This is a genomic window from Cryobacterium zhongshanensis, from assembly GCF_022760445.1.
Classification (GTDB): Bacteria; Actinomycetota; Actinomycetes; order Actinomycetales; family Microbacteriaceae; genus Cryobacterium; species Cryobacterium algoricola.
Map to the genome: position 1 here is coordinate 437,667 of NZ_JALGAR010000001.1, position 12,361 is coordinate 450,027.

The 12,361-nt window shown below is 70.3% G+C and carries 10 protein-coding genes and 1 riboswitch; of the genes, 9 read left to right on the forward strand and 1 reads right to left on the reverse strand.

Going from position 1 to position 12,361, the window contains the following annotated elements; genetic code table 11:
- Nucleotides 1-77: 77 nt before the first annotated feature.
- Nucleotides 78-1,544, forward strand: coding sequence for an MFS transporter (locus MQH31_RS02050; protein WP_243010718.1), 1,467 nt, complete (start codon nucleotides 78-80; stop codon nucleotides 1,542-1,544).
- Nucleotides 1,545-1,687: 143 nt separating this feature from the next.
- On the opposite strand, the gene MQH31_RS02055 is transcribed toward MQH31_RS02050, so the two are convergent.
- A complete protein-coding gene (locus MQH31_RS02055) occupies nucleotides 1,688-3,301 on the reverse strand; it encodes an amino acid permease (RefSeq protein ID WP_243010719.1) in 1,614 nt (537 codons plus the stop codon).
- 130 nt (nucleotides 3,302-3,431) lie between these two features.
- Between MQH31_RS02055 and MQH31_RS02060 the strand changes: the two genes are divergently transcribed.
- From MQH31_RS02060 to MQH31_RS02095, 8 genes are all read left to right on the forward strand, one after another.
- A complete protein-coding gene (locus tag MQH31_RS02060) occupies nucleotides 3,432-6,401 on the forward strand; it encodes a Na+/H+ antiporter subunit A (protein ID WP_243010720.1) in 2,970 nt (989 codons plus the stop codon).
- The gene (locus tag MQH31_RS02065; RefSeq protein ID WP_243010721.1) at nucleotides 6,398-6,940 is read left to right on the forward strand and encodes a sodium:proton antiporter; all 543 of its coding nucleotides are present in this window, start codon (nucleotides 6,398-6,400) and stop codon (nucleotides 6,938-6,940) included. The genes MQH31_RS02060 and MQH31_RS02065 overlap by 4 nt, the downstream gene beginning before the upstream one ends.
- Nucleotides 6,937-8,505, forward strand: a complete 1,569-nt coding sequence (locus MQH31_RS02070) for a Na+/H+ antiporter subunit D (protein ID WP_243010722.1) — start codon at nucleotides 6,937-6,939, stop codon at nucleotides 8,503-8,505. The genes MQH31_RS02065 and MQH31_RS02070 overlap by 4 nt, the downstream gene beginning before the upstream one ends.
- A complete protein-coding gene (locus MQH31_RS02075) occupies nucleotides 8,502-9,176 on the forward strand; it encodes a Na+/H+ antiporter subunit E (protein ID WP_243010723.1) in 675 nt (224 codons plus the stop codon). The genes MQH31_RS02070 and MQH31_RS02075 overlap by 4 nt, the downstream gene beginning before the upstream one ends.
- Entirely contained in the window at nucleotides 9,176-9,439 is a 264-nt protein-coding gene (locus MQH31_RS02080; RefSeq protein WP_243010724.1) for an MrpF/PhaF family protein, read from the forward strand. Before MQH31_RS02075 ends, MQH31_RS02080 begins: the two co-directional genes overlap by 1 nt.
- Nucleotides 9,436-9,792, forward strand: coding sequence for a monovalent cation/H(+) antiporter subunit G (gene mnhG, locus MQH31_RS02085; RefSeq protein WP_241976138.1), 357 nt, complete (start codon nucleotides 9,436-9,438; stop codon nucleotides 9,790-9,792). Before MQH31_RS02080 ends, mnhG begins: the two co-directional genes overlap by 4 nt.
- A gap of 5 nt (nucleotides 9,793-9,797) precedes the next feature.
- Nucleotides 9,798-9,887: riboswitch (ZMP/ZTP riboswitch) on the forward strand.
- 24 nt (nucleotides 9,888-9,911) lie between these two features.
- Nucleotides 9,912-11,210, forward strand: coding sequence for a serine hydroxymethyltransferase (gene glyA / locus MQH31_RS02090; protein ID WP_308196403.1), 1,299 nt, complete (start codon nucleotides 9,912-9,914; stop codon nucleotides 11,208-11,210).
- A 170-nt stretch (nucleotides 11,211-11,380) separates the two neighbouring features.
- Nucleotides 11,381-12,262 carry a bifunctional methylenetetrahydrofolate dehydrogenase/methenyltetrahydrofolate cyclohydrolase gene (locus tag MQH31_RS02095; RefSeq protein WP_243010725.1) on the forward strand — a complete coding sequence of 294 codons (882 nt, stop codon included), beginning with the start codon at nucleotides 11,381-11,383 and terminating at the stop codon, nucleotides 12,260-12,262.
- Nucleotides 12,263-12,361: the final 99 nt, after the last annotated feature.

Below are 12,361 nucleotides of genomic sequence, written 5' to 3' on the forward strand. Positions count from 1 at the left end.
ACGCTGCGCGCACACGATCCGGCTGGCGCCGGCCCGGCCCGCCCGGGCTGCAGGCCCAGCCCTCTGTGAGCACATCCATGTCCCTGACTTCGCCGATCGAGCTGCCCCGCTTCGATCCCGCCAACGGCGCGACCGCGCACTCCGACCGCCCCCGCACCGGCTCGGTCGCCTCGACTCCTCCCGCCCGGTTCCCCTGGATCGGGCTGCTCGCCCTCTCCGGCGCCGTGTTCCTCTCCGTCACCTCCGAGATGCTGCCGACCGGCCTGCTCCCGGAGATGAGCGCTGACCTCGGCGTGCCGCAGTCGCAGACCGGCCTGCTCGTGAGCTGGTTCGCGTTCACCGTCGTGCTCACGAGCACCCCCCTCGCCCTGCTCACGAAACGGCTGCCGCGGCACGGCCTGATCGTGTTCGTGCTCCTCGTCTTCGCGCTCAGCAACGTGCTCACCGCGCTCGCCCCCAGCTACGAACTCGTCGTCGCCACCCGCGTGCTCGGCGGCCTCGCCCACGGCCTGTTCTGGGGCGTCGTCGGCGCGTACTCCGCCCACCTCGTGCCCAAGGAACAGATCGGCCGGGCGATCTCGATCACGATCTCCGGCGGCACCCTCGCCTTCGTCTTCGGCGTGCCCCTCGGCACGGCGGCCGGGCACGCGCTCGGCTGGCGGCTGTCCTTCGTCCTGCTCGCCGTGCTCATGCTCATCGGCGCGGCCCTCGTCTGGCGGTTCCTGCCGAAGGTCGAGCACTACGTGGCCCCGCCGCGCAGCGACCGGGGTGCTCCGGCGCAGGCGACGGATGCCGCGGCATCCGCCCTCGACGCCTCGAACGCAAGCGCGGCGTCGGTCCAGCCCGCGTCAGCATCCGGTTCCGACCCGGCGTCCGTGACCGCCCCAGCATCCGTGCCCGACCCGGCATCGGCACCTCTGACGGTCCCGGCCCAGGCAGCAGCCCCCCGCCCCCAGGCCCCCGCGCGCCGGGACCCGACGATCGCACCCGTCGCCCTGATCTGTGTCATCGCGGCCCTGATCATGATCGGTCACTACTCCTTCTACACGTACATCGCGCCGTTCCTGATCGACGGGCTCGGGGTCGATCCGTCCGCGATCGCCCCGTTCCTGTTCGCGTACGGGATCGCCGGTGCCGTCGGACTGCTCCTCAGCGGCACGGTCTTCTCCGCGCGACCCCAGCTCGGCATCGTGCTCGGACTCGTCGTGAGCGCGGTCAGCGTCTCGGCGCTGAGCATCTGGAGTGGCATGCTCCCGGTCGCGATCGTCGCATTCCTGCTCTGGGGCATCGCGTTCGGCGCGCTCCCCGCGCTCCTGCAGACGCGACTGATGCACACGGCGTCCCGGCGCATCCGCGACACCGCGAGCGCCTTCTACACGACCGCGTTCAACACCGGCATCGGCGGCGGCGCCCTCCTCGGCGGAATCCTGCTGGAACGCTCAGGCATCACCTCCGTGCCGTTCGTCTACGTCGGGATCCTCGTCGCCGCGCTCGTGCTCGTGCTGGTGAGCCAACTGGTGATCCGCCGCCGCTCGGCCGCGTAACGCGGCCGCGGGGCACGGGTCGAGGCTCGACCGTCGCTCGTCGCTCGTCGCTCGTCGCTCGTCGCTCGTCGCTCGTCGCTCGTCGCTCGTTGAACCCGGTCGCCGCGACCACACCCGTCGGTGAGAGCGGCGCCGGCCTGTCCCTAGTGCGGGGACTTCCCGTTCCCCTGCTCGTCGGCGAGCGGCCGGTTTGCCTTGATCGGGAAGGCCCCGGTCTTGCCGTCGCGGGCGAGCGCGATCTGCAGGATCCGGCCGCGGCAGGCATACCAGCCGACGATGAGCGCGGGAATGATGACGATCAGGGAACTGATCGTGAGCGTGCCGACCGGCCAGTCGAAGGCCATCAGCACGAGAACCGTCGCCAGGAAGCCGAGGCTCGCGTACCCGGTGTACGGCGCGCCGAACAGGCGGAACGCCGGACGCTTCAGGATCCCGCGCTTGGCCCACGCCTGCAGGCGCAGCTGGCAGAGCACGATCATTCCCCACGCGCTGATGATCCCGATCGCCGCCATGTTGAGCACGATCTCGAACGCCTCATCCGGCACGATCGCGTTGAGGCCGACGCCGAGCAGGGTGACGACGCCGGTCAAGAGGATGCCGCCGAACGGCACCCCGGTGCGGCTCACCTTCCCGGCGAAGCGCGGCGCCGATCCCGCGAGCGACATCGACCGGAGGATCCGTCCCGTCGAGTAGAGGCCGGCATTGAGCGAGGACAGGGCTGCCGTCAGTACGACGAGGTTCATGATCACGTCGACCCCGCCGACGCCGATGCTGCCGAAGAAGGTCACGAAGGGGCTGACGCCGGCCTGGTACGCGGTGTACGGCAGCAGCAGCGAGAGCAGCAGGATCGAGCCGACGTAGAACACCGCGATGCGCACGATCACGGTGTTGATCGCCTTCGGCATCACCGTTTCGGGGTGGGCGGTCTCGCCGGCGGTCGTGCCGACGAGCTCGATCGAGGCGTAGGCGAAGACGACGCCCTGCACGACGACGATCGAGGCGAGCACCCCGTTCGGGAACCAGCCGCCGTTGTCCGTGATCAGGCTGAAGCCGGCCTCCTGGCCGGGGATCGGGGTGCCGAAGATCACCATCCAGGTGCCGACGAGCAGGAAGGACACGATCGCGACGACCTTGATCAGCGCGAACCAGAACTCGAGTTCGCCGAACACGCTCACCGACAGCAGGTTGAGGCACAGCACGACAGCGAGGGCCGTCAGCGCGTAGAGCCATTGCGGCACGCTCCCGAAGGGCGCCCAGTACTTGGCGAAGAAGTTCATGTAGAGCGCGACGGCCGTGACATCGACGATCGCCGTCATCACCCAGTTGATCCAGTACAGCCAGCCGGTGACGAACGCGGCCTTCTCGCCGAAGAACTCACGCGCATAGGAGACGAAGGAGCCGGACGACGGGCGGTGCAGCACGAGCTCGCCGAGCGCGCGCAGGATCAGGAACGCGAAGAACCCGCAGATCGCGTACACGAAGACGAGGGAGGGGCCGGCGGATGCGAGCCGGCCGCCTGCGCCGAGGAAGAGCCCGGTGCCGATCGCTCCGCCGATGGCGATCATCTGCACCTGGCGGCCCTTGAGCCCCTTGTGCAGGCCGGCGTCCTCGTGCACGCTCGTCGCGTCGTGGATGTGCTCGAGCGGCGTCTCGACCGGCAGGCCGTGGTGCTCGTGCCCGTGCTCGTGGCCGGGCTGCTGCCCGGGTTCTGACCCGGTCGGATCGGGGCGTTGTGGCCCCCGGATGGCACTTGTCATGGGGGCACTTCCGATCCAGTTGCTTTCGCCCACCCTACCGGCGCGGCGGCGGTGCCCCCTAACAGGGTTCGTCCATCGGGCACTAGGTAGACTTGATCACCCCTGACCCCAGATCAGAGCCGGAGGCCGCATGACGACGATCCTGCTCGCCTTCCTGGTGCTGTCCGTCCTGACGCCGGCCCTCACCCGCGTGCTGTCGACCCGGGTGTTCTATCTGATCGCGCTCCTGCCCGCCGCGGCGTTCGTCGTCACGCTCACCCAGACCGCGACGGTCACGCAGGGCGGCTCGGTCACCGAGAGCGTGCCATGGATTCCGCAGCTCGGCGTCGCGCTGTCCTTCCGCGTCGACACCCTCGCCTGGCTGCTCGCCCTCGTCGTGACCGGGGTCGGCGCGCTCGTGCTCCTCTACTGCGCGAGGTACTTCGACGCGGACGAACCGGCACTCGGCCGCTTCGCCGCCTGCCTCCTCGCCTTCGCCGGCACCATGTACGGCCTCGTGACCGCGGACGACGTGGTCGTGATGTTCATGTTCTGGGAGATCACGAGCGTGCTCTCCTACCTGTTGATCGGCCATTACACGTTCCGCAGGGAAAGCAGGGGCGCCGCGCTGCAGGCACTCATCGTGACGACGTTCGGCGGACTCGTCATGCTCGTCGGCGTCGTGATGCTCAGCGTCGAGGCCGGGACCACCTCGCTCGCCCTGCTCGTCACGCACCCCGTCACCGGCCCGGTCGCGACCTGGGCCGTCCTGCTCATCCTCGTCGGGGCGTTCTCCAAGTCGGCACTCGTCCCGTTCCACTTCTGGCTCCCCGCCGCGATGGCCGCCCCCACCCCGGTGAGCGCCTACCTGCACGCCGCGGCCATGGTGAAGGCCGGCATCTACCTCGTCGCCCGGCTCGCCCCCGGGTACGCCGACACCGAGGGGTGGATGCCGGTGCTCATGACGATCGGCATCTGGACGATGCTCGTGGGCGCGTGGCGGTCCCTGCGCCAGCACGACCTCAAGCTCGTGCTCGCCTACGGCACCGTGAGCCAGCTCGGCTTCATCATGGTCGTCGTCGGCTTCGGCACCCGCGACGCGGCGCTCGCCGGGGTTGCGCTGCTCCTGGCCCACGCGCTCTACAAGGCCGCGCTCTTCCTCGTCGTCGGGATCATCGACCACCGTGCGGGCACCCGCGACCTCCGGAAGCTGTCCGGAATCGGCCGCAGTGACCCGGCGCTCGCCGCGATCGCGCTCGTCGCCGTGGCCTCGATGGCCGGCCTCCCGCCCCTGCTCGGCTTCGTCGCCAAGGAGGCGGTCTTCACGGCCTTCCTCGAGGCGGGCCTGCACGGCGACGGCTGGGGCTGGGCGGCCCTCGCCGGCACCGCGGTGGGCTCGGTCCTGACCGTGGCTTACAGCATCCGCTTTTTTCACGGCGCATTCGCGTCCCGGACCGGGCGTGCGCCGACGGCCTTGCACCCGAGCCGCTGGGACATCCTGCTCGCGCCGGGGCTGCTCGCCGCCGCGACGATCGTGCTCGGCCCGCTCGCCGGGGCGCTCGATCCGCTCCTCGCGCCGTACGCGGACACCGTCCCCGGCGGCGGGCACGCGCACCTCGCCCTCTGGCACGGGTTCGAACCGGCCCTGGGCATCACCGCGGTCGTGCTCACCCTCGGCGCCGCGATGTTCTGGAGGCGTCGCCGGGTCGCTGCGCTGCAGGAGCGGGTGCCCGGCACCGTCGACGCGGGCCGCGGCTACGGGCTGCTCGTGCGCACTGTCGACCGCACCGCGGCGCGGCTCACCCATTTCGCACAGCACGGCGGGCTGCCGCAGTATCTCGGCACGATCCTCGTGGTCTTCGTGCTCGCCCTCGGCCTCGCCGCCACGGTCAACCGCACCTGGCCCGACACGGTCGTGCTCTGGGACTACCCCGGCCAGGTCATCATCGCCGTGATCATGATCCTCGCGGCGATAGCCGCCTCCCGGTCCGGGCAGCGGATGACGGCGGTGCTGCTCGCGGGGGTGACCGGCTATGGCATGGTGGCCCTGTTCGCGTTCCACGGTGCACCCGACCTCGCCCTGACGCAGGCGCTCGTCGAGACGATGACGCTCGTCGTCTTCGTGCTCGTGCTGCGCCGACTGCCCGTGAACGTCGCCCGGCCGCAGGCACCCCTGCACCGCCGGCGTCGCGCGCTGATCGGCATCCTCGTCGGTCTCACGATGGGCACGATCGCGGTGATCGCCCTCGGCGCCCGGCAGGACCCGAGCATCGCCCTCGACCTGCCCCGCCTGACGCTCGAGGCGCACGGCACCAACATCGTCAACGTCGCCCTCGTGGACATCCGGGCCTGGGACACGATGGGGGAGGTATCCGTTCTCATCGTCGTCGCGACCGGCGTCGCGAGCCTGCTCTTCGTTTCCGGGCGCACCGAGACCCTGCCGCGGCTGAAGGGCTCCCGCACCCAGCGGTCGCCGCGCAACCGCCGCCGCGTCGTGGCCGACCCGCAGGCCTCCTCGGCCGGCCACGCCGTCACCCGGCAGTCCTGGCTGCTCGCCGGGCGCACGATCAGGCCGGCGGACCGGTCGATCCTGATCGAGGTCATCGTGCGGCTGCTCTTCCACCCGGCGATCGTCGTGTCGGTGTTCCTGCTCTTCGCCGGGCACAACGCGCCAGGGGGCGGCTTCGCCGGGGGTCTCCTCGCCGGTCTCGCCCTCGTCGCCCGCTACCTCGCCGGAGGACGCTACGAACTGGGGGAGGCTGCCCCGATCGACCCGGGCAAGATCCTCGGCCTCGGCGTGATCCTCGCCGTCGGTACCGCGGTCGCCTCGCTGTTCGTCACCGGCATTCCGCTGCAGTCCGGGTACGCGAGCATCGACGTGCCCCTGCTCGGCCACCTCTCCTTCGGCACCTCGACCATCTTCGACATCGGGGTGTACCTCGTCGTGATCGGCCTCGCCCTCGACATCCTCCGCAGCCTCGGCAGCGAGATCGACCGGCAGAGCGACGCCGGCGAGGCCCCGCCCGCCGGGTCGGACGCCTCGGCGACCGCGGACGGGGCCGCCGCAGCGGCGCCCGGCGCCGGGCCCGGCGCTGAGCCCGTCCCCGAGGTGGTCCCGTGAGCGCCTCGCTGACCCTGGTCCTGATCATGGCCGCGCTCTACGCGACCGGCGTCTACATCATGCTCGAACGCAGCCTCACCCGGGTGCTGATCGGGTTCGTCCTCGTCGGCAACGCGACGAACCTGCTGATCTTCATCATGAGCGGCCGGCCGGGCAGCTCGCCGATCATCACCGGCACCGCGAGCGATGCCGACATGGTCGATCCCGTGCCGCAGATCCTCATGCTCACCGCGATCGTGATCAACTTCGGCATCACCGCGCTCATCCTCGCCCTCGTCTACCGGGCATGGTGGCTCGCCCAGCTCGGCGACGAGGGCGACACCCTCACCGACGAGCACGCCACCGAGACCGCGTCCTCGGCGGAGCAGGACTTCCGGTCGTCCACCGACGACGATGCGGCCGTGCGCGCGTCCCTCGACGCGAGCGATCATGACGACGCGAGCGATCATGACGACCCCGACGATCACGAGGACCCGGACGACTACGACCACGACGACGGGGCGCACGCCCGCCCCGGGAACACGGATGCCGCCCGATGAACCTCGCGACTGTCCTCGTCCCCCTTGTCGTCGCCATCCCGTTGCTCGGCAGTGCGATCACGCTCGCCCTCGGCCGGCGCACCGTGACCCAGATCAGCGTCGGCGTCGCCTCGCTCACCGCGGTCGCCCTGATCAGCGCCACCCTGCTCGTGCTCGTCGACCAGCAGGGACCCGCCGTCGTGCACGTCGGCGGGTGGCAGGCGCCGTGGGGGATCGTGCTCGTCGTCGACCGGCTCTCCGCACTGATGCTGCTCGTCTCGGCCGTGATGCTCCTCGGAGTGCTGCTCTTCGCCGTCGGCCAGGGCATCGTCGACGGCGACAGGGAAACCCCGGTCTCGATCTTCCACCCGACCTACCTGGTGCTCGCCGCCGGACTGTTCAACGCGTTCATCGCCGGGGACCTGTTCAACCTCTACGTCGGCTTCGAGATGCTGCTCTCGGCCAGCTACGTGCTGCTCACCCTCGGCGGCACCGGTGCGCGCATCCGTGCCGGGGTCACCTACATCGTCGTGAGCCTGGTCTCCTCGATCCTCTTCCTCAGCTCGATCGCCCTGATCTACGGCGCGACGGGGACCGTGACCCTCGCCCTCCTCGCCGAGCGCATCCCCGCCCTGCCCGGAGACGTGCAGGGCATCCTCGGGCTGATGCTCCTCCTCGCCTTCTCGGTGAAGGCCGCCGTGTTCCCGCTTTCGTTCTGGCTCCCGGACTCCTACCCGACGGCACCGGCCCCGGTCACGGCGGTCTTCGCGGGACTGCTCACCAAGGTCGGCGTCTACGCGATCCTGCGCACCCAGACCCTGCTCTTCCCGAGCAACCCGTTCCAGGTGCCGCTCCTCATCGTCGCCGCGCTCACGATGCTGATCGGCATCCTCGGAGCGCTCGCCCAGGCTGACATCAAGCGGCTGCTGTCCTTCACCCTGGTCAGCCACATCGGCTACCTGATCTTCGGCATCGCGATCGGCACCCCGCTCGCCCTCGCGGCGACGATCTTCTACGTCGTGCACCACATCAGCGTCCAGACCACCCTGTTCCTCGCTGCCGGGCTCATCGAGCGCGTCGGCGGCACGACCTCCCTCGCTCGGCTCGGCGGCATGCTCAAGGCCGCTCCCGTTGTCGCGGTGCTGTTCTTCATCGGCGCGATGAACCTCGGCGGCATCCCGCCGTTCTCCGGCTTCCTCGGCAAGTTCGCCCTGTTCCAGGCCGGGGCACAGCTCGGCACCCCACTCGCGTGGGCGGTGATCGGGGCGGGAGCGGCCACCTCGCTCCTGACCCTCTACGCCCTCGCGCGCGCATGGAATATGGCCTTCTGGCGCCCGCGCCGCGAGGTTGAGAACTACGACTCGGCCATGCTCGACCGCCTCACCGACGACCCGCACGACGACGGCACGGTCGTGACCAAGACCGTCTCCCCGCTCATGGTCGGCGCCACGGCCGGCCTCCTCGCGCTGACCATCGGGCTTACGGTCTTCGCGGGTCCCGTGTTCGACTTCGCGGCGCGGGCCGCCGCCGACATCGAAGCCCCGAGCGACTACGTCGACGCGGTCTTCCCGGGTGGCGCACCGTGACGACCCGCGCGGAACGCCGCGCCGCCCTCCTGAACCAGCTCCCGCTCTGGCTCGGGCTCGTGTTCCTCTGGATGCTGCTCTGGGGCAGTTTCTCCTGGCTCAACCTCGTGACCGGGGCCGTGCTCGCCTCGCTCGTCTCCGTCGTGTTCTACCTCCCCGCCGTGCAATTGAGCGGCCGGATCAACCCGGCACGCACCCTCGGCTTCCTGCTCCGACTGCTCGGCGACATCGTGCGCGCGTCCGTGCAGGTCGCCTGGCTCGCCCTGAGGCCGTTCCGAAGGCCGGCAGGCCCGGACAGCGCGATCATCGCGGTGCCGCTCCGCACCCGGAGCGACCTCATCCTGACCTGGACGGCCGTTGCGACCTCGATCGTGCCCGGATCGATCGTTGTCGACACCGACCGGGTGAGTTCCACCCTCTACCTGCATGTGTTCGGAGTGCGGACGCACGCCGAGATCGACCACTTCCGGGCGAGCGTGCTCGCGACCGAGCGGCGGATCGTGGGCGCGTTCGGCTCCCGCGAAGACCTCGAACGGCTCGCGCTCGGCGATACCGTGGCGGCCGTCGCGGCGGCAACGGGCGCCGCGGCCGGGGACGTGAGCCGGGCATCCGCTCGGGACGGCGACGACCGCGACCGCCGGAACCCGGACGACCCGGGAAAGGAAGCCTGATGGGAATCGTCGTGATCGTTGCCGCCGTGCTGTTCGGCGCCGGGGGACTGTGCGCGGTGTACCGCATCATTCGCGGCCCCTCCGTGCTCGACCGGGTGATCGCCTCCGACGTGCTCGTCGCGACCGTGATCTGCGCCCTCGGCGCGGAGATGGCGATCAACCGGCACGTCGACACCCTGCCGGTGCTGCTCGTGCTCGCCCTGTTCGCGGTGCTCGGCTCCCTCGCCGTCGGCCGCTTCCTCGGCGGGAAGGAGCACTCGTGACCGACGTGATCGGCGACGTGGTGACGGCGGTGCTCGTGCTCTCCGCCGCACTGATGTGCCTCGCGGCCGGTGTCGGCCTGCTGCGTTTCCCGGACGTGCTCAGCAGGCTGCACGCGGCGACCAAGCCGCAGATCTTCGGCCTCATCGCCGTGACGGCGGATGTCGCGGTCAACAACTTCACCCTCGGCACGGTCACGCTCTCGGTTGCGATCGTGGCCTTCCAGGCGCTCACCGCCCCGATGGCCGCGCACCTGATCGCGCGGGTCGCGCACGACACCGACCGGTTCCGGCCGGAGCTGCTCATCGTCGACGAGCTGGGACGCGCGAACCGGCGCGGGGACCGCGGCGCCTGATAGGATTTGCGTGTCGCAACTGGCGTAGCACGAAAGATGGGTCACCATCGGGGAGCGACTGACACGGTTAGTGGCCGCACGCCTGGGCCACGACGATTAATTCAAGTCTGAGGAGACCCGTGTCCGAATCTGTGTCTGGTACCACGCTGCATTCCACATTCAACGAGCCGCTCGAGGTCGTCGACCCCGAGATCGCCGCCGTTCTCGAACTCGAACTGGGTCGCCAGCGCGACTACCTCGAGATGATTGCGAGCGAGAACTTCGTGCCCCGCGCCATCCTGCAGTCGCAGGGTTCCGTGCTCACCAACAAGTACGCCGAGGGCTACCCCGGTCGCCGCTACTACGGCGGATGCGAATTCGTCGACGTCGCGGAGGAGCTCGCGATCGCGCGGGCCAAGTCGCTCTTCGGCGCCGCGTACGCGAACGTGCAGCCGCACTCCGGCGCCACCGCGAACGCCGCTGTGCTCTCCGCGATCGCGACGCCCGGCGACACCATCCTCGGCCTCGAGCTCGCCCACGGCGGCCACCTCACCCACGGCATGAAGCTCAACTTCTCCGGCAAGCTCTACAACCCGGTCGCGTACGGCGTCGACCCGGAGACCTTCCTCGTCGACATGGACGTCGTCCGCGACAAGGCCATCGAGCACAAGCCGAAGGTCATCATCGCCGGCTGGTCGGCGTACCCGCGCCACCTCGACTTCGCCGCGTTCCGCGCGATCGCCGACGAGGTCGGCGCCCTGCTCTGGGTCGACATGGCCCACTTCGCCGGGCTCGTCGCCGCCGGCCTGCACCCGTCGCCCGTGCCGTACGCCGACGTCGTGTCCTCGACCGTGCACAAGACCCTCGCCGGTCCCCGCTCCGGGTTCATCCTCTCCCGCGACACCGCGCTCGCGAAGAAGCTCAACTCGAACGTCTTCCCCGGCCAGCAGGGCGGCCCGCTGATGCACGTCATCGCCGCCAAGGCGACCGCGTTCAAGCTCGCCGCTGAGCCGGAATTCAAGGAACGCCAGGAGCGCACCCTGCGCGGTGCCAGCATCCTCGCCGCCCGCCTGACGGCCGACGACTCACGCGCCGCCGGCATCGACGTGCTCACCGGTGGCACCGACGTGCACCTTGTGCTCGCCGACCTCCGCCACTCCGAGATCAACGGCCAGCAGGCCGAGGATGCCCTCCACGAGGTGGGCATCACGGTCAACCGCAACTCGGTTCCGTTCGACCCGCGCCCGCCGATGGTCACGAGCGGCCTGCGGATCGGCACGCCGGCCCTCGCGACCCGCGGCTTCGGCGACGCCGAGTTCACCGTCGTGTCCGACGTCATCGCAGAGGCCCTCAAGCCCGGCGCCGACGTGCAGGCGCTCCGCGCCCGGGTGAAGACGCTCACCGAGGCCTTCCCGCTCTATCCCGGACTGCAGCAGTAGCCCTCGCCGCTCATCCTGCACCACCACCCCCTGACGAATTCGACGGAGATTCTGAGAAAGAACTGCGTGGGAGGCCCGATTCCGGGTCTTTCACCCAGAATCTCCGTCGAATTGGTTCGGCGAACGCGGAGATCAACCGCGCTCGAAAGCACCAAACGATTGGATCACGCATGACCGCAATCATCCTCGACGGCGTCGCGACCGCGTCCGCCGTGAAGACCGAACTCATCGCCCGGGTCACCGAGCTGCGCGCGCACGGGATCGTTCCCGGCCTCGGCACCCTGCTCGTCGGCGACGACCCGGGCTCACGCTCCTACGTCGCGGGCAAGCACCGCGACTGCGCCGAAGTCGGCATCGAGTCGATCCGCATCGACCTGCCCGCCTCGGCGACCACGGCGGATGTCCGCGCCGCGATCAAAGACCTGAACTCCAGCCGCGAGGTGACCGGCTACATCATCCAGTTGCCGCTGCCGGTCGGCCACAACGAGAACGCCATGCTCGAACTGATCGACCCCGCGAAGGACGCCGACGGCCTGCACCCGACCAACCTCGGCCGGCTTGTGCTCGGAATCGAAGGCCAGCTCAGCTCGCCGCTGCCGTGCACGCCCGCCGGCATCGTCGAGCTGCTGCGCCGCTATGAGGTGCCGATCGTCGGCCGCAAGGTCGTCGTGATCGGCCGTGGGCTCACCGTCGGACGGCCGCTCGGCCTGCTCTTCACCCGCAAGGGCCTCGACGCGACCGTCACCCTCACCCACTCGCGCACCGTCGACCTGCCGGAGGAGGTCCGCCGCGCGGACATCGTCGTGGCCGCGGTCGGGGTGCCGCACCTGGTCCAGGCAGACTGGATCAAGCCGGGCGCCGCGGTGCTCGACGTGGGCATCACCCGCCTGATCGACCCGCTCACCGGCAAGGGCGTCCTCACGGGCGACGTTCACCCCGACGTCGCCGAGGTCGCCGGCCACCTCTCCCCGAACCCGCGCGGCGTCGGTCCGATGACCCGCGCCATGCTGCTCAGCAACGTGGTCAAGGCCGCCGAGCGCACCCTGCTCTAGCCCGGCGCCCGGCGCCCGGCACCCGTTGCCCGGCACCCGCTACCCGGCACCCGACATCCGTTGCCCGGCACCCCGGCATCCGGTGACGGGTGTTCCGAA

Excerpts from the sequence above, each read along its gene's own strand:
- MQH31_RS02055 (WP_243010719.1), bottom strand. The coding sequence starts at position 3,301 with ATGACAAGTGCCATCCGGGGGCCACAACGCCCCGATCCGACCGGGTCA.
- MQH31_RS02080 (WP_243010724.1), top strand. The coding sequence starts at position 9,176 with ATGGGAATCGTCGTGATCGTTGCCGCCGTGCTGTTCGGCGCCGGGGGA.
- MQH31_RS02095 (WP_243010725.1), top strand. The coding sequence starts at position 11,381 with ATGACCGCAATCATCCTCGACGGCGTCGCGACCGCGTCCGCCGTGAAG.
- MQH31_RS02050 (WP_243010718.1), top strand. The coding sequence starts at position 78 with ATGTCCCTGACTTCGCCGATCGAGCTGCCCCGCTTCGATCCCGCCAAC.
- MQH31_RS02060 (WP_243010720.1), top strand. The coding sequence starts at position 3,432 with ATGACGACGATCCTGCTCGCCTTCCTGGTGCTGTCCGTCCTGACGCCG.
- MQH31_RS02070 (WP_243010722.1), top strand. The coding sequence starts at position 6,937 with ATGAACCTCGCGACTGTCCTCGTCCCCCTTGTCGTCGCCATCCCGTTG.